Source organism: Flavobacterium algoriphilum (assembly GCF_048158655.1).
In the GTDB taxonomy this organism is placed as follows: Bacteria; Bacteroidota; Bacteroidia; order Flavobacteriales; family Flavobacteriaceae; genus Flavobacterium; species Flavobacterium algoriphilum.
On record NZ_JBLNKY010000003.1, the window covers coordinates 56,898 to 81,475 of the forward strand.

Annotated in this window: 14 protein-coding genes; 12 read left to right on the forward strand and 2 right to left on the reverse strand. The window is 36.5% G+C overall.

The features are described 5' to 3' along the window. Positions 1–21: 21 nt before the first annotated feature. Together ACM55G_RS07350 and ACM55G_RS07355 are read right to left on the reverse strand one after the other, a co-directional pair. On the reverse strand, positions 22–2,754 hold the full coding sequence (locus ACM55G_RS07350) for a glycosyl hydrolase (protein ID WP_416843250.1): 2,733 nt from the start codon (positions 2,752–2,754) through the stop codon (positions 22–24). A gap of 9 nt (positions 2,755–2,763) precedes the next feature. Beyond that, positions 2,764–2,892: a hypothetical protein gene (locus ACM55G_RS07355; protein ID WP_416843251.1), complete on the reverse strand. Its 129-nt coding sequence runs from the start codon at positions 2,890–2,892 to the stop codon at positions 2,764–2,766. A 919-nt stretch (positions 2,893–3,811) separates the two neighbouring features. Between ACM55G_RS07355 and ACM55G_RS07360 the strand changes: the two genes are divergently transcribed. The 12 genes from ACM55G_RS07360 (at position 3,812) to ACM55G_RS07415 (ending at position 24,528) form a co-directional block, all read left to right on the forward strand. Further along, on the forward strand, positions 3,812–6,880 hold the full coding sequence (locus tag ACM55G_RS07360; protein WP_416843252.1) for a SusC/RagA family TonB-linked outer membrane protein: 3,069 nt from the start codon (positions 3,812–3,814) through the stop codon (positions 6,878–6,880). Positions 6,881–6,906: 26 nt separating this feature from the next. Continuing rightward, the gene (locus ACM55G_RS07365; RefSeq protein ID WP_416843253.1) at positions 6,907–8,856 is read left to right on the forward strand and encodes a RagB/SusD family nutrient uptake outer membrane protein; all 1,950 of its coding nucleotides are present in this window, start codon (positions 6,907–6,909) and stop codon (positions 8,854–8,856) included. Positions 8,857–9,472: 616 nt separating this feature from the next. Next, complete coding sequence (locus ACM55G_RS07370; protein WP_416843254.1) at positions 9,473–10,024, forward strand: hypothetical protein; 552 nt, start codon at positions 9,473–9,475, stop codon at positions 10,022–10,024. Continuing rightward, positions 9,982–14,274, forward strand: coding sequence for a rhamnogalacturonan lyase family protein (locus ACM55G_RS07375; protein ID WP_416843255.1), 4,293 nt, complete (start codon positions 9,982–9,984; stop codon positions 14,272–14,274). Before ACM55G_RS07370 ends, ACM55G_RS07375 begins: the two co-directional genes overlap by 43 nt. Positions 14,275–14,603: 329 nt before the next feature. Continuing rightward, on the forward strand, positions 14,604–14,759 hold the full coding sequence (locus tag ACM55G_RS07380) for a hypothetical protein (protein ID WP_416843256.1): 156 nt from the start codon (positions 14,604–14,606) through the stop codon (positions 14,757–14,759). A 36-nt stretch (positions 14,760–14,795) separates the two neighbouring features. Then, positions 14,796–15,122 (forward strand): L-rhamnose mutarotase, encoded by a 327-nt coding sequence (rhaM, locus tag ACM55G_RS07385; protein ID WP_416843257.1) that lies wholly within the window; start codon positions 14,796–14,798, stop codon positions 15,120–15,122. Between the two features lie 241 nt (positions 15,123–15,363). Continuing rightward, on the forward strand, positions 15,364–17,796 hold the full coding sequence (locus ACM55G_RS07390) for a DUF4982 domain-containing protein (protein ID WP_416843258.1): 2,433 nt from the start codon (positions 15,364–15,366) through the stop codon (positions 17,794–17,796). A 196-nt stretch (positions 17,797–17,992) separates the two neighbouring features. Then, on the forward strand, positions 17,993–19,345 hold the full coding sequence (locus ACM55G_RS07395) for a glycoside hydrolase family 28 protein (RefSeq protein ID WP_416843259.1): 1,353 nt from the start codon (positions 17,993–17,995) through the stop codon (positions 19,343–19,345). 45 nt (positions 19,346–19,390) lie between these two features. Further along, entirely contained in the window at positions 19,391–20,473 is a 1,083-nt protein-coding gene (locus tag ACM55G_RS07400) for a PKD domain-containing protein (RefSeq protein WP_416843260.1), read from the forward strand. A 28-nt stretch (positions 20,474–20,501) separates the two neighbouring features. Continuing rightward, positions 20,502–21,794: a DUF4861 domain-containing protein gene (locus ACM55G_RS07405; RefSeq protein WP_416843261.1), complete on the forward strand. Its 1,293-nt coding sequence runs from the start codon at positions 20,502–20,504 to the stop codon at positions 21,792–21,794. A gap of 29 nt (positions 21,795–21,823) precedes the next feature. Beyond that, positions 21,824–23,185, forward strand: coding sequence for a glycoside hydrolase family 88/105 protein (locus tag ACM55G_RS07410; RefSeq protein ID WP_416843262.1), 1,362 nt, complete (start codon positions 21,824–21,826; stop codon positions 23,183–23,185). After that, positions 23,182–24,528 (forward strand): TolB-like translocation protein, encoded by a 1,347-nt coding sequence (locus ACM55G_RS07415; RefSeq protein ID WP_416843263.1) that lies wholly within the window; start codon positions 23,182–23,184, stop codon positions 24,526–24,528. Before ACM55G_RS07410 ends, ACM55G_RS07415 begins: the two co-directional genes overlap by 4 nt. Positions 24,529–24,578: the final 50 nt, after the last annotated feature.

Below are 24,578 nucleotides of genomic sequence, written 5' to 3' on the forward strand. Positions count from 1 at the left end.
TTTGGAATCGTTAATTTAAAATTAGTTATTATGTTTTAATGGTGTAATAGTAACCGGACCTAATAATCCTGATGGAGTAACATCCCATTTAGTGGCATCGAATTTTTTATAATCTTTGTCAACCATATTTATTTCGTAAAAAATCTTCCATTCTTCTCCTTTGAGTTCCATGGCTCTTACTCTGTTGGCTCCAAGATTGGTGACTTGAACGGTTAATGTATTTTTTCCTTTTTTCAGCTTTCCCAGATTAATTGTAAAAGGTGCTGACCAAGCAGAACCAATATAAGACCCATTCAGCCATACTTTGGCACTTTCGCGTACATCTCCAAGATTTAAATTCCAATTGTCCGCTATTGTATTTGGAGCATCAAATTGTAAAGTGTAGGTTGCTGTTCCAGAAAAGGCTTCGGCTTCTGGGTTTAATTTTGTCCAAGATTCTAAAGTTGAAACTTTGGCATTCGAGGGTAATTTAGGGCCTCCTTTATCAAAAGACAGTTCCCAATTTCCTTTTAAGGCAATAGCATCGGTTGATTTTTGATAATATTTCCATTCTTGCTGTGACGCTTTATCTTCCGTTTTAAGTATAAAAGATTGTCCGGATTCCAGATGAAGCTTAACCAATGTTACATCTGATTTTTTTTGAACAATAGCATTGCCATATTCTTTGGTTAACGGATCAAATAGTACCACTTCCTTGTTGCCAATTTGTAACGGAATAAAACCATCGATTGCTTTAGCAGTATGATTAACCAAATAGTATATTTTTTCTCCGTCAATGGTTCTTCGGATGTATTTTAAACCTGAGTTAACTAGTGTTTCCGGATATACTTGTGCTTCACCTAATGCTTGGAATAGGTTAACAACAGGTTGAATACTTTTTTTGTTTTGATCAAGTAAGCCGGCTAATTTTTTGTTCTGATTTTCATATTCATAATAACCGGGAACTGATTTTGGAAGCCCTTGGAAAATAATTGCTCCTCCAGCTTTTTTCAAGGCTATTAATTTTTCTAAAGTTGCCATTGGCATTTTATCGCAGGCAGGAACAATCAAAGATTTAAAATTTCCTCCTGGTAAAACTATTTTCCCATCTTTAACCTGTGCTTGAGAAATAAAATTATCCGAAATAAAATCTACTCCATAGCCATTTTTCATTAGGTTTTGGGTAGTATTATAAAAGGGAGTTCCTTTTAACCATTCTGAAAGGGAGTGTATTTTAAACTGAAAAAACAAAGTTCCCCCTTGGTAATTGTTCCAAGTATCATAAATAGGCCAATACAATAAGGTTTCATTGTCCGATTTACCCTGTTGCAGCATCGACTGACAACTGGCAATATAAGAAAATAGGGAAGGAGCATCCGCCCAAGTGGGATCGGTTGCATTAAAATTTGCAGAAGCATAAAACTTCCATCCCGGCCATTTTGCTCGCTCTGGAGAATAAGTAGAGCCATGAAGAAATATATGATTGATTCCATTGAGAAGTAATTCCTCAGCCTCTGGTTTACATTGTGACAATGCTATTTTGAAATGATCCCGTAACCAGGTAAATGTCTCTGAAGAAACTAATAGTTTCCCTGAAATATGTGCTGCCGATGATGAAAATTTGAGCATAACAGGATCAGCATCGCCTTCGCGGATGTCTTGTTTTTCTCTTCTTAAGCCCGAAATGTCAAATGGCATTGAGCCGAAAGTTTCGCATTCTGGGATATCTGCGGAAGCGTATAAATCAATTAGATTCCCTGGAGATCCATGTGCCTGAAGTCTTGTTTTAAATTTTTTGGTATGCGCCCAATTGGTCCACGGTTTGTCAAAACGGTTCAATAATAAATTGGAAAGAGTCTCGCGATAATCGCTTTTAATTCGGTTGTCCGTTTCATTATCCGTTTTGCTCAATAGTTTTGGGAGTTGTTTTTTAAGATCATATCCTCTTCTGCTTTCAAATTCTTTCAGGAATTGAGGCGTAAAATCAGTGTCGTACACTTCATAACTATCATTAAAAATGGAACGAACTTTTCCTTCAAATCCCTTGAATGCTTTATCAAAAGGAACCACATAAGCATTAAGTGCTTCTTCTGAATAATGATCTAAAGTATAGCCTTTTCCTCCTGGGGCTGCGCGTTTTACCTGCTGCCCCGTTTTTCCGCTAAAAATGGCATACAATGTATAATCTGTTTTTTTTGCTTTCCATTTTAAAAGTGTTCCGTCCAATTTATCCGTCAGGTCTATATAAGTGCCATCAGCGCCATAACCCACTACATTTAAAAGCTGGGCAGGTACTTTTTCTTTGGTACTGTCAGGTTTGATTTCCTGAATGATTTTTGCTCCCTTTTTTACACTATATTTTTCTACCACTAATTTTGTGGCGGCATAAGGTAAGGTTACTTGAGAACCTCCATAAGGCCATCCTGTTCCTAAAACCATGTCCACTTGCATGCCAGTACTATCTGCGATGTGAATTGTATAATCCAGCATTTCCATCCACTTTGGGGAGAGGTAATCTATAAAATTTCCTTCTTCGCCTTTTACGCCATAAATAGGGGTTATTTCTACACCACCAATACCAGCCTTATGTAAATCAATAAGATTTTTTTTAAGATTAGGCTTGTCAATGGCGCTTCCCATCCACCACCAACGTGCCCATGGCTGATTGGTATTTGTTATTTTGGGCCACGGCGAAACTGCAGTTGTTTGAGCAGAAGACTCCTGCGAAAAAAGAATCCCTAATGCGATAAGGATGTAATATTGTTTAAATTTCATCGACATATTTTATTGTTTAATTTTATCAATTGCTAAGGCGTAGACTTGGGGATTTCCTTCAAAAATAGCCCTAAAAATAATTACTTTTTCGTCAGGAGAAAAATGGAAGGTTCTAAATTTATAATTGTGATTTTTCATATTCACTAATTTTGTGGAAAACATGTTATCTTCTTTACAGGAAAAACAAAATACCATCACAATAGCCAAACACTATTTTAATGGTTTTCATTTGCTATTTAAATAAAAAAAATAAAGTAAAAATATAATCTCTCTTTAGAAATGCTATCCTGTTGCATCCTGTGTTTTCGAATATAGAGTCGTCAATTCAGTTTAATCAAAACAAATCCATTCAATTTTACTTTTTTATAACTCTTACTACCAATTGAATTTTAATTTTAGCTTTTCTCTACTTCCTAACAACTAATTTTTGATTATATAAGTAGAAATTTTTTATAAAAATATTAAAAATTATACAGTGGTCATTTTTGCAAATAATAAATTATTTTAAATACGAAAATTTAAGAAAAAAACTCAAAATATTGAACTGCAATCGGTTACATTAAAATAAAAATCAATTTTATAAAAAAAACATAAAATACTGAAAATTAGTAGGATAGCAAGATAAGTATAGAGTACAGTATAAATAATTTAGAATAATTAACTAATTTAATATTTGTAAAAAACAAAATTAATCTTTTCGATAGGCTAAACATGTATTTATAACAATTGCCCAATTTAATTAATGTTATTAAAGGCTTCAGCATTTTATTATAAGTGTTTTTTTTTATTACTTTTTTTGTATTTATAATAATTTAATTGAATTTACTTTGGTGAATTGAATATTATTACATAATTTTGTGTAATCGATTACATTTATTTAAAATAGGTCTATAAATGTATTTGCGATGAAATAGCTTTGACATAGAAAATTAAAACTAAGTAAGCAGTTTTTTTATGAATACCTATAAAGAAATAGGAACAAATTAACGAAGAAAAGATTACCAGCTATTTTGCCAAAACCAATTATTTGAATATTAACTAAACTAAATACTATTACATGAAAAACAAACTTAAAATTTTGATGAGTACCATCATATGTGTATTGTTGTACACATCTGGTTATGCTCAAGGAAAAACAATTACGGGGGTAATAAGCGACGCCTCAAAATTCCCTATACCAGGAGTAAACGTCCTTATAAAAGGAACCCAAAAAGGAGTAAGTACAGATCTTGATGGTAAATATAGCATTGCAGTTCCAGAGGGAGCTACGTTAGTTTTTTCTTATATAGGTTTTAAAGAAAAAGAACAAAAAGTAGGTGCTTCAAGCTCCTATAATATTACATTAGAATCTGAAAGCGCAACTTTAGATGAAGTTGTTGTTGTAGGTTACGGTGTAAAAAAGAAAAAAGATCTTACCGGATCTATTGTAAGTGTAGGTGCTGAAGAAATTGCCTCTAGACCTGTACAAAATGCGGTGCAAGCCATGCAAGGAAAAGCTGCTGGGGTTGATATATCTTCTAATGAACGCCCTGGTACAGTAGGGAACATAAATATTCGTGGAGTGCGTTCTATTTCTGCTTCAAATTCACCGCTTTATGTAGTTGATGGAATTCCTTTAAACTCAGGAGGTATCGATTTTTTAAACCCTAGTGATATTGAGTCGATAGATGTGTTAAAAGACGCTTCTGCTACTGCTATTTATGGTTCTCGTGGTGCTAATGGTGTAATCATTGTGACCACTAAAAAAGGTAAAAACGGAAAATTCACTTTAAATTACGATACTGCCGTTACTACAGAAACGATTCATGAGAATGCAAGAATGATGAATTCATCAGAATATATTGATTTTCGTCGCTGGGGAAGACATTACTCAAATCCAACTGCTTTTCCAAAAGGAGATGCTCCAAATATTGCGAATGATAAATTAATTTTCTTGGAATCTGCTGATCCTGCGGCATGGGCAAATATCCAAAAAGGATGGGCTACAGGAACCTGGGATGGTTCTAAAGTGAGCACAACAGATTGGACTAAGTTTGTTACTCGTACTGGGATTACACAGCAACACACCATAAGTGTTAGTGGCGGTGCTGATAAATTAAAAGGGTATGGCTCTTTTGGATATATGGATAATACCGGAACACTAAAAGGACAATCTTACAAGCGCTATACTGGTATTGCGAATGTAGATGTTACCCCTACAAAATGGTTCTCTATGGGCGCAAGCCTTAATACTAGTTATGGCTTAAATGAATACGGACAATCTAACGTGGGTAGATCTGCAGTTGCAAGTTCTGGCGGTATCTATCAAACAGCTCGTGCAAATCTTCCGTACACTTTACCTTATGACAGCAATGGAGTAAGAATTGACAACCCGGGAGGTGACTCTACTATTAGAACTGTAGTTGACGAAGATAAATACTCTCAAGATCAACGGGTAACATTACGCGCTTTTGGTAGTTTTTATGCACAGTTAGATTTTGGTACTTTTTCTCCAGTCCTTGACGGTTTAAAATACAGAGTCAATTTTGGTCCAGATATTACTTCGTACCGTAATGGAGTATTTTTAGATGGAAAATCTTCCATTCGTTCGGGTACAAGTTTTGCTGCATTAGCAAAAAACCAAACTATATCGTATACGTTAGACCATTTACTTTTTTACAATAAAACTTTGGGGAATCATAATTTTGGTTTGACATTATTACAGAGTCAAACGGAATACTCAAATGAAGAAAGTGCCATGTCAGCAAATGATATAAAAAATGTTAAAAACAAATGGAATGCTTTAACGCCTTCAAATGTTGTACTTAACAGCTACTCTTCTAATATAACAGAAACAGGCTTATTATCTTACATGGGAAGAGTGAACTATGGCTATGCTGACAAGTATTTACTTACTGCATCTGGCCGTTATGATGCAGCTTCACAGCTGGCACCAGGAAATAAATGGGCATTTTTTCCTAGTACTTCTGTAGCATGGCGTTTGGATAAAGAGGAATTTTTGCAAAATGTATCTTGGATTGACCAATTAAAATTAAGAGCAGGTTTTGGTATCACTGGAAATGCCGCTGTAGGTGCTTACGCTACACAACCTCCATTAGCAGGAATAGTTTATCCAACAGGATCAGGGTTAGTAAACAACGCAACGTTAGGTAATACAGCTTTAAGTTGGGAAAAAACGGCACAGTATAACTATGGTATTGATTTCTCTATGTTTAATAGTAGAATATCGGGTGCTTTAGAATATTATACTAGTAAAACCACGGATTTATTATTATTAAGAAGTATCCCTACAGCTACAGGGTTTTTTAGCACTTTTGAAAATGTAGGAGCAACAGAAGGAGAGGGAGTAGAACTTACTTTAAATACTGTGAATGTTAAAACAAAAGATTTTGAATGGAGTTCTAGTTTAAGTGCATCATGGCAACAAAATCGAATTGTTGAATTACAGAATGGTAAATTTGATGATATTAACAACAACTTGTTTATTGGACAATCGCAAAATGTGATTTACGGTTTCGCATCAAACGGAATTTGGAAACCAGAAGATGCTGCAGAAATGGCCAAATTCAATGCGTTTTCAGCGACTCCTGTTTTTTCATTTGGAAATGCCAGACCAGTTGATCAAAACGGTGACTATAAGATTGATGCTAATAATGACCGTGTGATAATAGGTTCTGCGGATCCAAAATTCATAACAGGATTAACGAATACTTTTAATTATAAGAATATCGAATTGTCCTTCTTTGTATATGGTCGTATGGGACACACCTATAATACTGGGGGAGAAAACGAAGGTGCAAAAGGAAGCCAAAGAGCGATTGACTATTATACTGACAATAATACCAATGCAGAATACCAAAAACCAATCTTTTCAGCAGGTACTGGAGATTCCTATTTTAATACTTTAGGATACCGTAGTGGTTCGTTCTTAAAAATACGAAACATCTCTTTAGGATACAACTTCTCAGAAGAATTGGCAGAACAAATTGGAGTCTCTAAAATGAGATTTTATATTCAGGCAGCTAATCCAGGAATGATTTTCTCTAAGGTTAAATGGACTGATTTGGATACACAAACAACAGCTTCTAACAGAGGGTTTACTTTAGGGTTAAATGTACAATTCTAAAATTAAATTTTAAAAATAAATAAATTATGAAAAATTATCAAAAACTATATATCAGTTTGATGCTGGTAGCTACATTGGTTCTTAGTACCTCGTGTAATCAAGATTTCCTGGATGAAGAATTAAATACAGCATATAGCAAAGAGTATTATAAAACCGAAGAAGGAATTCAAGCTTTGGTCGTTGGAACGTATTACCAAGTATTTGCTTTAGATATGAACAGAGAAATACCTCTTACAGCTACAGAATCAGGTACCGACGAATTTCATGCTGGTGGAGACCCATCAAATCACATATGGAACTCTTATTCAAGTGGTTTTAAGTCTTTTGTAACAGTATCTAATGCTAATACTGTTGCGGCTAACACTAATTGGGACAATTTGTATATTGGAATAGGAAATGCGAATCAATTAATTGAATCTGCTACTGCAATTACTTCCACTAGTGATGCTATCAAAAAAACAGCCTTAGGGGAAGGGTATTTTTTGAGAGCTTATAACTATTTAAAACTCGTAAGACAGTTTGGTGGCGTACCATTAAAATTAAATGTTAGTACCACTGTAGAATTAGAATTTACAAGAGCGACTTCAGAAGAAGTCTTGAAACAAGTAATAGCTGATTTTACACAAGCGTATAGCTTATTAAGTAATACAGGGTTTCCAGCTAAAATCACTAAAGATGCCGCTGCCCATTATTTAGCAAAAGCCTATTTAACTCGTGCCAGCGAAATTAATGACACTTGGAATTCTGCTACAAAAACAGCTGATTTACAAAAAGTAGTTAGTTTATCAGACGAAGTTATTTCTCGCCATCCATTGGCATCAAACTATGGCGATTTATGGAACTATACCAAAACAGATGATGCAAATGAAAAACTGCCAGAATTAATATTATCGGCTCAGTTTAATGCCAGCCAGTTGACTACGGGAGGAAATCAACAACATCTTTATTTTCTTTCTACTTATGACCAATTACCTCAAATGAAGCGTAATTTGGCAGGCGGAAGACCATTTAGCCGTTTGGCACCTACTTATTTTGTTTATGATGTATTTGACCAGGTAAACGATTCGCGCTTTTGGAAAAGTTTTCAGACAAAAAGTATCGTCAATAATAAATCAGGGTCTTATTATGTAAATGGTGATTTAGGTATTATGTACGTTATCAATAAAGCTACGGACACTCGTTTTGCAACAACTGTAAATAATAACAATCCAGCAATACTGTATTCAAAAACTGGAAAAACAATTCCAAGTGTTTATGTAGCTTATGCAGCAGACAAAAAGGGCTTAATGGCAGATGTAAGATTTCCATCTTTGAGCAAATTTATGGATGGAAATAGGATAGATTTATCGAATATTAAAGGATCTCGTGATATAATATTAGCGCGTTCGGCAGAAACCTATTTGATGGCTGCTGAAGCTAAAGTACGTTTGGCTAAATTAGGAACTGCTGCTTTTGCAGATGCGTTAACTTACATTAACACAGTTCGTACACGTGCTATTTACAAAGGGGGAGAAAATCGTGCTGCTTATACTGATGGTTCAGCTGCATGGACAGTTACAGGACAAGCAGGAATTCCAATTTCTTTTATTCCAGAAAATTCGTATTACGAATCGAATAACATTGCACCTACAACTACGGCAACTAACTTAACAATCGCTAGCATTAGTGCCTTACCTGCATCAGATCTGGCTGTAATTGCAAAACTAGGATACTCTAGTGATTACGACCGAATGCTTTGCCTAATATTGAATGAGCGTACCAGAGAACTTTGTGGAGAGTTTCACCGTTGGGAGGACTTAAGTAGAACTAAAACTTTGGTAGCTAGAGCAAAAGCTTACAATATTGAAGCAGCTCCAAATGTTCAAGATTTTCATAACCTGCGTCCTATTCCTCAAACGTTTCTAGATGGAGTATTTGCAAGTGGAAAACCATTGACGGCTACTGAAAAACAAGCAATGCAAAATCCTGGTTATTAGTCTAAAGGATCCATTATAATAATAATTATTATTTAATTATTATTTAATTATTATTTAATTATTATATTTATTAAGCGCTGTAGTTTTTACTACAGCGCTTTTTTTATACTTCCAAGTCTTTAAGCGAAAGTTCTTATGATCAGTTCTTAATAATAAGAAATTATTTTAAAATTTTTGAAGGTTTTGAAACAGGAATTTTGGATATAATAACAGTATTTTCATTGGTTAAACAGTTCGATAAATTTATAATTGATTTAAAGACCAATTAATAAAATTAAATTATTTGCTGATTGTTTTTTTTTAAATATATAACATATTTTTTTTGCTAATAAATTATTAAAAATCTATAAAATTAAGTTAAAATAATAAGTATTTGTTTTTTAGTTAATTGCCCGCTTACAAAAATAAATTTTGAAATAAAAACATAACTGATTGGAAATTAACAGGAAACCACAGGATACTATTGAAAAAGCAAACAAATAAATTTGAAATTAAATAATTTTATAATTTTTTTAAATATGTTTATTGAATTTATGTTAGGTTTTATTATTTATAACTGTACTAAAATTTAGTATTTATCTCATTACTATTTTAATTTTAAACTGTTAATTGTCACATGAAAAAACTTCTACTTTTTGAGTTTACATCGTTTCTTTTTCAGAAGAAGCTTTTAAAACTTACTTTTTTTACAGTTTTCGGCCTTTTAACCGCACAAACCTCCTTTGCCCAAGAATGGAAAATTGTGGGTAATGAAAACCAAATATCTTCTGATGCCTCTTCATATACTTCCATCACTATTTTGAATGAAGTTCCTTATGTAGTTTTCAGAGAAGGCACTAGCCCTGTTGTTAAGGTGAAAAAAAGAAATACTACTGCGGGTGTTTGGGAACAAGTAGGGGACGGTATAGGTTCCAATCTTACTTATACAAGAATATATATCGATAAGACTAGTAATATTCTCGTTACCTATGTTGATGCTGCAAACGGAAATAAATTAGCGGTAAAAAAATATAACTTTACCAGCCAAATTTGGGAACCGCTGAATGGGGTAAGTGACAACCTCTATGTTTCGACTGGTTCAGTAACTAATGGCGTGACCAACACAGTTCAACACCTCGAAGTTCGTTGGCATTCGATTCAGACAACAAACCCTATATCGCCTTTGTAGAAGCATCAGGCCTGGCTCCTACAGTAAGGAAGTTTGATGGCACTTCTTGGGGAACAGTAGGTGTGACTCCGGTGAATTCTACAACTATTCCCTCGACCCCGGCATTAGCTCATGCCGTAAGTTTGGTTATTGATGAGGGAGATGTGCCGTGGTTGGCTTTTTGCAGCTTATCTGGAACAGCTTCCATCTCTGGTGATATGGCTTTATACCAATTTACTAGCGGAAGTTGGACAGCTTCTACCGCTTCAGCCATCACGGGTATTCGTCATACCAGTATGGCTCTTAATTCTGCCGGAAACCTGACAATTGCCTATTTCAATACTGCAAGTAAGAATAAAACTACGGCGATTGAATACAATAAAATTACTGCTACCTGGGGTACAGCCGCAACACTTGGCACCAGGGACTCGCCAAATTTAAGTTTGATTAGAGATATTTCGGGTAACCTGTATTGTTCCTTTATTGATGCCGTTACCTCTTCTTTCATTCAAAATGCTCGTGTCTTTAAGCAGGCACCAGGAGCTACTCTTTGGACAGAAATGAAAGACCCCACAGTAACAAGAGGTATTGACGAGCCTGTAAGTAACTTGATAATTGCTGTAGGAAGTGAATATCCATTTATTATTTATACCAAGCCAAATTCAAACAGTATAAGCACAACTATTGTTCGTTATTATAGTCCACCTGCGCCACCGGCATCCCTCATTACCAAAACTATAACCAATATCACTACGACATCTGCGGAAACAGGGGGAAATATTACATCTGATGGAGGAACGGCGATTACAGAAAGAGGGATTGTTTACAGTATTAGTAGTAATCCAACCGTAGCAAATACAAAAATTGTAGATGCTGCAACCGGTACAGGGACTTTTGCAATCATGATGTCTGGTCTTAATCCAGCCACATTATATTATATAAGAGCTTATGCGATTAACGGCGGAGGCAATAGTACTACTACCTATGGAGACAACGTGAGGGTAAATACTCTGGCATTACCTGATGCGGTGGTGACCACGCCCAAGCAAATGGAATTCCTAAATCGCGGAGTAGTTGCGGTGCGTAAATCGAGCAGCCAGGTATTTATAAGTTGGCGCTTGCTGGGTAATGATCCTTCAAGCATTGCTTTTGACATTTACCGCGATAATGTGAAGCTTAATACAACACCCATCACAACTTCAACAAATTTTCTGGACAATACTGCCGTTAACGGCAGCTATACCGTGAAAATGGTGAACAATAATGTAGAAGGATCAGCTTCAGCTCCTGTTTCTGTATGGGCAAATAATCAATTGACGATTCCTTTGCAAATTCCTGCAGGAGGAACAACTCCTGATGGTAAAGCTTATACTTACACAGCGAATGACACCAGTGTGGGCGATGTAGATGGTGATGGAGAATATGAAGTCTTTTTGAAATGGGAGCCCACGGTAAAGAATGACAATGCGGGAGGGTATAGCGGTAACCAAATCTTCGACTGTTATAAATTGAACGGAACTAAATTATGGCGTATTGACTTAGGTGTCAATATGAATGCAGGTCCACATTATAATCAATTTATGGTATATGACTTTGATGGAGATGGGAAGGCTGAAATCATCCTAAAAACTGCCGACGGCACTGTGGATGGAGCCGGAGTAGTTATTGGCAATGCCACTGTTGATTACCGTAATACTTCAGGATGGGTGCAACAGGGATCTGAGTTCCTGACTGTCTTCAACGGATTGACTGGTGCTGCGATGGCAACTATCCCTTATCAGCCCGCCAGAGGTAATACGACAGATTGGGGAGATAATTATGGTAACCGTCAGGATCGTTTTGTGTCCGCTGTGGCTTACCTTGATGGTGCCCGTCCAAGCCTGATTGTAGGCCGTGGATATTATGACAAACTGGTACGTGCAGCATACGATTGGCGCAACGGACAACTTACGCTGCGCTGGATTTTCGACAGTAAAGACCCTAGTGATCCGGCCAATAATGCTCTATCAAGCCAAGGGAATCACCAGATGACAATTGGTGACGTTGATGGTGATGGGAAAGATGAAATTATTAACGGATCAAGTGCTATTAACGATAATGGAAAACGTCTTTGGACTTACGGTCAGGGCCATGGAGATGCACTACACATGTCGGACATGGATCCGGATCGTCCGGGTCAGGAGATTTGGCAGTGTCTGGAATCTCCAGGCCAATACAGTCCGTATGGTATAAGATTAAATGATGCCAAAACCGGGAAAATGATCTTTGGTGTATCTACAACAGGTGATGTTGGTCGTGCTTTAGCCGCAGATATTGATCCTAACCACAGAGGTTATGAGATGTGGAGCTCTACTGGTAACCTTTATAATGTTCAGGACGGTGAAATTGGTACAGTCAAACCAACTAACGGTAGTCAGTCCGTTAATGGTGCTGTATGGTGGGATGGCGATTTAGGTCGCGAATTATTGGATGGTACAATCATGGATAAATGGAATCCTGCGACAAAATCTCTGAATCGTTTGTTCACCATATACCAGGCTGCACCGGTTTCGTCTAATAACGACACTAAAAAGAATCCTGCTCTTACTGCTGACCTTATGGGTGACTGGAGGGAGGAAATTATTCTTCGCCGCTCAGATAATACAGCGTTAATTCTTTTCACTACTACTATTCCTTCCGAGCACCGAATTTACACCTTGATGCATGACCCACAATATCGTACCGCTATAGCGTGGCAAAATTCAGCTTACAACCAACCACCTCACCCAAGTTTCTTCCTTGGTTATGATATGGCTGCAGCGCCAACACCGAATATTGAAGTAAAATACATCTCGGCACCAGAGGTTATGAACACAAATAGGAGTACACGTGCTGATGGATGTGATACAGTTGTAGATTATGCTGCTGAAGCTCCAGGTTTTCCAGCCCCAAATTACACTTATGCTTTCAAAGGAGCCACAACAGGTGCTGGAATAGGTATAGGTTCTGGTAATATATTCAGTAAAGGCGTTACAAATGTGACGGTTACAGCTAACAACTCTTCGGGTTCAGTTAACTACAGTTTTGATGTTACTGTAATTGATTCCACCGTGCCCGTTATAGCAGTAGAAAGCTTAAAAGTTGCCACTAATGAAGGATGTTCTGCAACAGGAGTGGTATTGATACAGCCAAGTATTTCAGACAATTGTACAAATGCTGCTGATTTAATACTAACAAATGACGCACCTGCTTCTTATCCTCTTGGCGCGACTACAGTTACCTGGACGGTGAAAGATGCGCAGGGCAATGTGGCTACAGCGATCCAAATAGTAACAGTTGCAGATACACAGGGTCCTGTTCTAATGACTCCTGCTGCTCAAAATTTATGCTACAATGAAACCTACACCATTCCTGCTTTGGTAGCTAATGACAATTGCGGCATAGCTTCCGTTGCCTATAACATAACAGGAGTTACCGAAAGAAGTGGTTCCGGTATTGATGCAAGTGGAAATTTCAATGTTGGTCTCTCCACGATTACCTGGACAGTTATCGATGTGAATGGAAATCAAACAACCGGTAGTACCAGCGTTAGTGTTAATGTTCCTTTAGTGACAACTATTTCGGATGTATATGCTTTAAGCCAAACTATTGTTCAAAGGAATACACTTTATATCGGTTATGGCCCTTCTTCACTTACTATAACTGCTGTACAAACTGGTGGTACAGCTCCTTACACGTACGGTTGGAATACTGGAAAAACATCCTCATCCATCAATGTAAATAGTGCCGGCACCTTTACTGTAATTGTAACTGATGCAAAAGGGTGTACAAGTGAAGCATCAATAGTGGTTAATGTAATAGATATTAGATGTGGTAATAAAAATGATAAAGTTATGATCTGTCATAACGGAGTCCCTATTTGTGTTGCTTCTTCTGCCGTTAAGGCTCATCTTAATCATGGTTACAAACTGGGATCTTGTACAACAACAGCTAAGACAACCACTTCATTGAAGATTGACGGACCAAGCGTTTCTATTGTACCGGAAGTATTGGTTTATCCAAATCCATCAGCAGGACAATTTACAGTTCAATTTAGTGGCTACAAATCGTCAAAAGCGGATGTTATAATTATCAACATGACGGGACAAATTGTAACGCAAAAAGAAGTCAAACTAATTGATGGTAAGCAAATCATCACATTCAACATATCCAATCATGCTCAAGGAATGTATGTTTTAAAAGTACTTAGTGCAGATGGGGTAAATACCTTAAAAATCGTGCTTGAAAAGTAATACGATTATTATTTTAGAAGGGAGGCTGTCTTTTTTAGACAGCCTCCCTTATTTTATGCCTAAATTAGTTACCGTATAGCACAGGACAGTATTGAAACAATAAATGAATAAATTTGAAATAAAATACTCATCTTCTTTCATAAAATACACACGCCTAAATTAATTCCTTGGCAAAAAAAAATCAACACAATCGATTTTATACGAGCTCAATCTGGTCCACTTGCTACTCAAATGAAAAGAGCACTGGAAAAAAAGTTTGCAAAAAATAATAAAAACTCACTACAGGCTTAAAATAAAAATAAAAAAAATGATTTTGTACCCATCCAGATGTGATCGTAAATGGAGAAAAAGCTTATATTGTCTACTTTAAACATCCTGGACGCACTCCCGAAAATAAAGGAAGAGATACTTTTGAAACCAGACGAAGTGCTATTCAAGTAGCCGAATTAGAATATAACAACGGTGAAGTTAGAATGCAACCGTGATAAAGCTGTAACGATTAACCTTAAACCATCAAAAAAATGAAAAATAAAATGATTCGTAATGCTTTTAAAATGAAATTAAAACCAGGTTTTGAATTGGAGTATAAAAAAAGACACGACGAAATTTGGCCCGAATTAGGAAGCTTACTTTCTGAAACCGGTATTCAGGATTATAGCATCTTTTTAGATGAAGAAACGCTACTACTTTTTGCAGTTCAAAAAATAAGCGAAGATTTTGATATGGATCTTTTACCCAACCACCCAATTGTCAAAAAATGGTGGGCGTATATGGGAGATATTATGGAAACAAATCCGGATAATTCGCCAGTTGCGAGTTCGTTAAAAGAAGTTTTTCACATGGATTAAATAAAGTTTGCCAAAGTTTTTTTATTTAAAAATAGCCCATAAAATCTAAAGTTACAAAAGTGAAGCTTTAGAATTTTCGGTTCAATTTCTCAGGAAAAAGGTTTTTCTTTATAAACAATTAAAAGAAATTGTTATTCTTGAGAAGAATTTAACCTTTCTCTTTATATTTGAAATTTAATATATACCAAAATAAAAGGAAACAGTTCAACAAACTCCTTCCAATATTAGATAAATAACAACAATGAATGCTATGAAATTTACGCTTTTCGTATTAACTATTTTACTTGGATTTTCTGTCATCCATGCACAAGGCACCGTCACTACTGAACTCACTAAAGGATGGAAATTCTCAAAGGGAAAAAAGGAAATGGCATTTGAGAAAGACTTTAAAGATGCTAATTGGGAAACGGTTAGTGTTCCACATGATTGGGCTATTTACGGTCCTTTTGACAAGGAAGTAGATAAACAAACGACTGCTATTGTACAAAATGGTGAAAAAGTAGCAACTGAAAAAACAGGTAGAACAGGAGCGTTGCCTTATATTGGAGAAGCTTGGTATCGAAATCAGTTTATATTGCCCAATTTTGATAAAAACAAAAAAGTGCTTATCGTTTTTGAAGGAGCGATGAGCGAACCGAAAGTCTTTGTAAACGGTAAAAAAGTAGGAGAGTGGAATTATGGCTATAATTACTTCTATTTTGACATTACAGATTTTGTCACCGCCAACGGAAAAAATAGTCTCGCTGTTCATTTATCAAATTTGGGATCATCATCACGCTGGTATCCTGGAGCTGGTTTGTATAGAAAAGTAAAAATTATAGTTAAAAATAAAGAGAGTATTGATCAATGGGGAACTTTCATTACGACTCCCATCGTTGCTGATAATTTGGCAAAAGTCAATATTAAAACAAAAGTTTCTGGCGAAAACCTCCGTATCATCACCAAAATAAAGGATGCCAATGGAAATGAAATAGCAACAAATGAAACCACTACTCTTTTCGGAAATGAATTTGAACAAAATATTGCCGTGAAAAATCCGCAGTTATGGAGTCCGGAAACCCCTTACCTCTATACAGCCACTTCCCAAATATATGCAGGTAATGTATTGAAAGATGAAAAAACCACGCGATTTGGCATTCGAACCATTAAATACGAAGCCAAAAAAGGTTTTAGTTTAAATGGCGAAGTACGCAAGTTTAAAGGCGTTTGTTTGCATCACGATTTAGGACCTATAGGTACGGCGGTGAGCAAAGCTGCTTTGCGTAGGCAATTACGTATTCTGAAAGATATGGGATGCAATGCCATCCGAAGCTCACATAATATGCCATCAATGGAGCAACTTGAATTGTGTGACGAAATGGGATTTATGTTTCTAGCCGAAAGTTTTGACGAATGGGCCAAGCCAAAAGTTGAAAATGGGTACCATCGCTTTTTTGACACAGATGCTGAAAAAGACATTGTAAATTTGGTTCGAGCAACCCGCAATCACCCTTCCATAGTGATGTGGAGTTCTGGAAACGAAGTTCCGGATCAGTGGGGTGCTGAAGGGGTGAAAAGAGCAAAATGGTTGCAGGATATATTTCATCGTGAAGACCCTTCAAGGCCGGTAACCGTAGGAATGGATCAGGTAAAAGCGACACTGGCATCAGGATTTGGTGCATTGTTAGATATTCCAGGGCTTAATTATAGAGTTCATTTGTATGAAGAAGCTTTTGAAAAATTTCCGCAGGGTTTTATTTTAGGATCTGAAACGGCCTCCACAGTAAGTTCTCGTGGCGTCTATAAATTTCCTGTAGTGAAAGCGCAATCCAAACAATATACGGATCATCAAACTTCTTCCTATGATTTAGAATATTGTAGCTGGTCTAATTTACCAGATGATGATTTCGTCCAGCAAGATGACAAACCTTGGGTTATTGGAGAGTTTGTATGGACCGGTTTCGATTATTTAGGAGAGCCGACACCATATGACGAAATGTGGCCTTCCCGAAGTTCTTATTTCGGGATTAATGATTTGGCAGGTTTACCAAAAGATAGATTTTACTTGTACCGAAGCCGCTGGAATACCAATGATAAAACGGTACATATTTTACCACATTGGAATTGGGAGGGAAGAGAAGGACAAATAACGCCTGTATTTGTGTATACGAATTATGAGAGTGCCGAACTTTTTGTAAATGGGAAAAGTATGGGAATTCAAAGAAAAAACAATGCAACGCCACAAAATCGATACCGATTAATGTGGATGGATGTCAAATACGAACCCGGAACGATAAAAGTAGTTGCTTTTGATAAACAAGGAAATCCTGTTGCCGAAGAAGAAATACATACCGCAGAAAAACCATACCAAATAAAACTCGAAGCAGATCGAACAAACCTAGAAGCTACTGGTGAAGACTTATCTTTTGTTACGGTTTCTGTAGTAGATAAAAAGGGTAATCCTTGTCCAACAGCGACACAGCAACTACATTTTAGTGTTACTGGCAAAGGAACGTACCGTGCTGCGTGTAATGGCGACGCTACTTCTTTAGAACAGTTTCATTTGCCTACCATGAAACTATTTAGCGGTAAAGTAGTTGTTTTAGTTCAGTCTACTTCAGAAGCGGGGGAAATTGAATTAAAAGTTACAGGTAAAGGACTGAAAACCGGAAAAATAGTTTTGAAATCAAACTGATTTTCAGTGCATTAAAAAAAAAGTATAATTTGTTTAAAGAAATTTTAAACAAATTATATCTATTACAGTATGCTACAGGACAGTATAAATATTTTTATTAAATAAATTTGAAATCGATCGTAAGATTTGCAATTTAAAATAAAGACTATATACTATGAACAAGAGTTTTAACTATCTATATATATTATTAATTGTAATGAATTTCGGAATTCTATCTGCAAAAGTACAAGATGGAGTAAAAGTTATTGATGTTACAAAGTATGGTGCTATAGGCGATGGAAAAACTTTAGATACAAAAGCAATCCAAAAAGCAATTGACGTAGCCGCAAAATTAGGAAATGGTACAAAAGTTTTAGTGCCCACTGGTCGCCAATATCTTATTAGTACCCTAGTTTTAAAAAGTAACATTGAATTTCATTTACAAGGAAATGCCCAGCTTTTGGTAAGTACTAAAAAAGAAGATTATTCGGTTGAAGGATCCCTAATAGCGAATGATGTTAAAAATCTAAAAATATCAGGCACAGGAAGTATTAATGGGCGGGCATTAGAGTTTATGTCGCATTACGATACTGTTAAGGAAATTTGGATGCCAAAAGACTGGAGACCTAAGTTATTTATTCTTACTAAATGTAACCATTTAGAAATAACGGATATCACTATTGAAAAAGCACCTTCCTGGAGTCTGCACATGCTGGGTTGTGAAAATGTATTAATCGATGGCGTAAAAATCAAGAATAATCTCGACGTACCTAATTGCGATGGAATTGATCCAGATCATTGCCAAAATGTTGAAATTCGTAACTGCGAAATAAGTTGTGGCGATGATGCGATAGTTGTAAAAGCGACACTACAGGAAATTGATTATGGCCCGTCTGCAAATATTTGGGTTCACGATTGTTTGATTGAAACCCAGGATTCCGGACTCAAAATAGGAACAGAAACGACACAGGATATTTACAATATTGTTTTTGAACGCTGCGAAATTAAAACCAGTTGCCGTGGATTGACAATCCAATTGCGTGATGAAGGAGATGTGTATAACATCGTTTTTAAAGATATAAATTTTACTTCCAGATATCATTCTAATCCGTGGTGGGGTCGTGGAGAGGCGATTTCGTTAACTGCTATCCAGCGAAATCCGGAGACTAAAATTGGAAAAATTCACAATGTTTTAATTGAAAATGTAAAAGGAATCGCCGAAAATAGTATTCGTGTCAACGGCACAATGGAAAGCCGAATCTCTGATATTCGCCTTTATAATGTTGACGTTACCTTAAAAAGATGGACAAAGTATCCCGGTAATGTTTTTGATAACCGCCCTACAAAAGCGTATGAAGGCATTGAAACACACGATACTCCAGGAATTTTTATTCGATATAGCGATCGTGTAGTATTAGAAAACTGCAGTATAGCTTGGGAAAATACTATTCCTGATTGTTTTACCAATGCAATTCAGGCAAATAATGTAACAGGATTAGAACTGATAAATTTTAAAGGAGAATCAGCTAATCAGGCAAAATATAAGGCTATAGATATTTCCAAACTGTAATCAATTTTATAGAATATGACTTTAAATTTGATAAATAGGTTCTGGATGAAGCGATGCAAAAAATCATTTTTATCTTTGGTTGTACTGGTACTTTTTGGAATTCAGGCTTGGTCACAAGAAAACCGCAGTTTTAAAATTTTTCAGTTTCCAGCCAATAAAATTCCGACGATTGACGGAAATTCCGACGATTGGAAAATAGTTCCTGAAAGTTATGCTGTTGGAATGGATCAATTATGGGACGACAGCGGAAAACAGACTAAAGCGGATCCGAAAAATCTCAACGTGAGTGTAAAAGTGGCTTGGGTAAAAGGATTGAATCGGCTGTATTTTTTATACGAAGCGTACGATAATTACTGGGATTTTTCTTTGACTGGTTTGCACAACGATATATTTGAAGTCACTGTAGACGGCGATCAATCTGGCGGGCCATTTATTGATCGTTTTCATCCAAATAAATCATTGACAAATACCATGGATGCCTATTTTTCCTATCATGGTGTTCAGGCGCAAAACTATCATATTTTCACCCCTTCGGAAGGAAAAGATTGGGCTTTAGCTTGGGGAAGTCAGCCTTGGATAAAAGAATTGCCTTATTCCAATGCTGCTGTTCATTATAATTTTAAACCCGGAGAATCAGGAAAATTGACATTAGAATTTTGGATAACTCCTTTTGATTATGCAGGAAATGATCCTGAAAGAGCTATTGAATCCATTTTGGAAGAAAATAAAAACATAGGACTTTGTTGGGCAATCATTGATTATGATGATGTGAATAAAGAGGCCAATAACGGGTTTTGGAACTTATCAAAAGAACATAACATGTACGGAAATGCCAGCTATAGTTTGCCTTTTAAATTAATGCCTCTTGAGGATCAATTCAAAAAAGGAATAGCTGCAAAATGGACTTTTAATGTGGTGGATATGAATCGAAGAATGGTTGCTTTTGTAGATAAATCCGAGGGGGAAATCAAATCGTGGAAATGGGATTTTGGGGATGGAATAACTTCTTCAGAGCAAAACCCAATACATCAATATAAAGAAGCAGGAAAATATATCGTGGTTTTAAATATTGAAGGCCCTAAAGGCAAATCCAGACTTTCCAAAGTTTGGGATGTAGCAGTAAAATAAATAATAATATCATAAATGTTTTAAAATAATGAATAATAATTTCAATTTTTGTTTGCCTGCAGCCTTTATGGTACTTCTATTTGTAGGTTGTAAAACGTATAAAAATATTGCTGAAATAGGAATAGTATTAACCAATCATTCTAGTTTAGAATTAACAGATAAACCAATTTCTATAGCAAGAAAGCTGTTGCCTGAAAAAATGAATTTAAATAATTATCCGGTATTGGTTTATAAAAATGATACTATCCCTTCTCAAGTTAATGATTTGGACGGCGACGGTAAATGGGATGAATTATTTGTAGTGACCAATTTTTCAGCCTATGAAAAGAAAAAGACACAACTTGTTTGGGTAAAACAAGCCCCTAAATTTAAGATTAGAACTAGCGCAAGATTTGGGAAAAGAGAATCCGAAAACGAACCATTACAACCCGCAACAGAAGAAACTGTAAATGCGAATCAAGTCTATAAAAAGCTAGGTTTTCAAAAATACCAAACCGATGGTCCTTCGTGGGAAAATGATAAAGTAGGTTTCAGACATTACCTTGACGGTAGAAATTCCAAAGATGTTTTTGGAAAAAAAATACCCGCTATTACTCCCGAAAATGTTGGGATTAATAGTAAGGGAGCCGTAGAGGATAATTATCATGTGATGTATGATTGGGGAAGAGATGTTTTTCCCGTGGGAAGTTCTGCAGGATTAGGCGCTTACGCTTTACTTGTGGATAACGAAATTACGCGACTTGGAATTCTTGGAACCGATACTTTGAACAATATCGAAAAGACAACTTTCAAAATTGTGAGCGAAGGACCAGAAAATTCTGTTTTAAGTTATGATTATCACAATTGGAATGCATCGGGAAATAAGTATCAGGTAAATGAAACTACGTCGATTTGGCCGGGAATGTATGGGTTTAAAAACACCGTAAGTATTGAGGGAATTACAGGAAAGGAAACCTTTTTGGTTGCACTTTCGAACATCAACAATCAAAAAGGATTAAAAGTTATAGAAGCCGGTAATTTTGTTTGTCTTATCCAACACGATAATCTGGGTTATAATCGTGAATGGATTATGGGAACAGCAATAATAGTTCCTAAAAAGGGATATAAGGGCTATATGGAAGCGCCAAAAAAAGGACAATTAACGGATTCTTATTTGGCGAAATTTAAAATAGAAAACAATGAGCCAATCAGTTATTATGCCATTGCAGCTTGGGAATTGAGTGCCGATAAAAATTTCAAGGATTCGGCCTATTTCAATAATTATGTAATCAACTTAGCCAAACAACTTTCTACCGAAATCACTGTTAAAATCAATAAATAAACCTTATTTCTATTTCTAAAACCGATAATATGAAACATTCTTTTTCTAAAATCGCAACGCTTTTGTTTACGTGCGGGCTAGTATCAACAGCTACAGTGCATGCACAAAAAAACGATGCAACCGCGCCACTGCATTTGCTTCAACCAGATTATCCAACACCTTATGGAACTCCTCAAAAAGATAGCATCAAAAAGGTATTGGACAGAGTTTATAAATTTCTGGACGCAAATTCAGCTTCTAAAATTGTCAATGCAACGACTAAAGCCGAAATCACGAATTATATAAAGGGCAATGAAGACATCATGTTTGAGCCGGGGGCTTTTAGATTGACAAGCTACGAATGGGGAGTTACTTATGCAGGAATGCTTTTAGCTTCAAAAGCTACTGGCGAAAAATATTTTGCCGATTATTCCAACAAGCGAATCAAATTAATTGCTGATATCGCCGAAAATTATCAAGAGAAAAACATCAAAGATAAAGACATGCTCAAAACCCTGCATCCTGAAGCATTAGATTTTGCAGGAGCACTTTGTGCGGCTTTTATAAAAGCAAAGCAAGATGGACTAAAAGCAAATGTCGATCCGCTGATTAACAATTATATTGACTTCATTAGCAACAAACAATTTAGATTTCAAGATGGAACTTTGGCAAGAAACAGACCGCAAGACAATACGCTTTGGTTAGACGACATGTTCATGAGCGTACCCGCACTTGCCCAAATGGGGAAATATACAGGCGATGTTAAATATTTTGATGATGCTGTAAAACAAGTGAACCAGTTTTCGGGGAGAATGTTTAATAAAGAAAAAGGAATTTACATGCACGGTTGGGTGCAATCCATGGAAGATCATCCCCAATTTCACTGGGGTAGAGCCAACGGTTGGGCAGTGATGACCATGGTCGAATTATTGGAAGTTTTGCCTAAAAACCATCCAGGATATGCCGGAGTTTTGGCGCAATTGCAAGCACACATCAAAGGATTGGCAAAATACCAAGACGGAACCGGTTTTTGGCACCAATTATTGGATAGAAATGATACTTATCTAGAAACTTCGGCAACAGCCATTTATGCCTATTCAATTGCCAGAGCCATTAATCGTGGTTATGTTGATAAAATGACATATGCGCCAGCGGTTCTATTGGCTTGGAATGCAGTAGCCTCCAAAGTCAATGACAAAGGACAAGTAGAAGGAACTTGCGTGGGAACAGGTATGGGATTTGATCCTGCATTTTATTACTATCGTCCAATAAATGTTTTTGCAGCTCATGGGTATGGCCCTGTTCTTTTGGCTGGAGCAGAAGTGATTTTTTTATTGAAAGACAGTCAATTCGAAATCAATGATAGCTCTATCCAATTAAAAATAGAAGGTAAAAATAATCAACACAAATGAAAATTAAAATCCTTTTAAATACCATTTTACTGTTTGTTACCGCCACTATTTTTGCTCAAATTGGTACTCGCTTTCCATCCGAAAAAAAAATAGTTAAAGATCCTGTAACAGGACAAAAATTAATATTCTTGACTACGAAATCAATTGGAGATTCTAAAACCTATCCCACGCATCCACAGTGGACTTCGGATGGTAAATGGTTGGTATTTAGGTCAAACCGAGTTAAAGGGGAAGCGATTGCTGTTAATGAAAAATCTGGTATTATGGTCCAGGTTACCGAAGGAGGCTACTCAGGGACGCTATGTATGGCGCAAAAGTCTATGAAATTGTACTTTATGCGTAAAGGACAGGAGGACAAAATGCAAATTATAGAAGTGAATTTGGCTACTATTTTTGAAGACAGTAAATCTGGAAAAATGAAGCCCGTTGCTACTTACGAAAAAGTTTGTGGCACTACAAATCCAGAAATGGGTGCTTCAGGCGATATGGCATTGGATGCCGATGAAGGCAGCGTTTATTTTAGAGTTGGAAAAGAAGAAGCCGCTAAACATTTGACTGCCGGGGTTACTCTCGAAAAAAGTTTTGGACCCAGAAATATGGGCGCAGGTCCGGGAGGAATCGGTAGCATGAATTTGAAAACAGGCGAGTTGAAGCACGTTATTTCAGTTCCTTTTCAAATTGGACACATCCAATCGAATATTTGGAATCCGGGCGAAATTATTTTTTGCTGGGAAACAGGAGGGAAGTCACCCCAACGTACGTGGACTGTTATGGCTGACGGTACGGGCTTGCGCCCTTTGTATCCTGAATCCGATTTTGAATGGGTTACGCACGAAGCCGTAATTTCAAAAGATGAGGTGGCCATGGCGATTATGGGACATCGAAAAATCGATATTGAGAAAGATGCCCCTGTAGAAATTGCTGTAAACGGTGAAATCAAAAATCCTGTCAATCCCGGGCAAGAAAGCAATTGGGGAGCCACGGGAACACGCGAGAAACCTACAGGTCTAGCTATTGTCAATCTAAGAACAAGACAGATGATTATTGCAGGGCAAACCAAAAGCGGTAGCGGTCTATGGCACGTTCACGGTTCAGCCGATGGAAAGTGGGCAGTGGGAGATGATTTTTCAAGAAGTTTATATTTGATAGATCGAAAAACAAATGAAATGATGATGCTCACCACGGGTCATAAAGAAACTGCGGCTGATCATTTGCACCCTACTTTTAATAGCGATGGAACTAAAATAGAAATACAATCGGCTATGCTTTCAGAAGACAATCGTACCATGAATATCTGCATTGTCAATGTGCCGAAAAAATGGTTGAAACGAAAAGTTAAATAACTTATTCAATAAAAATACACCTCCAAATTCTAGAAAATAGTTTCTTTTTA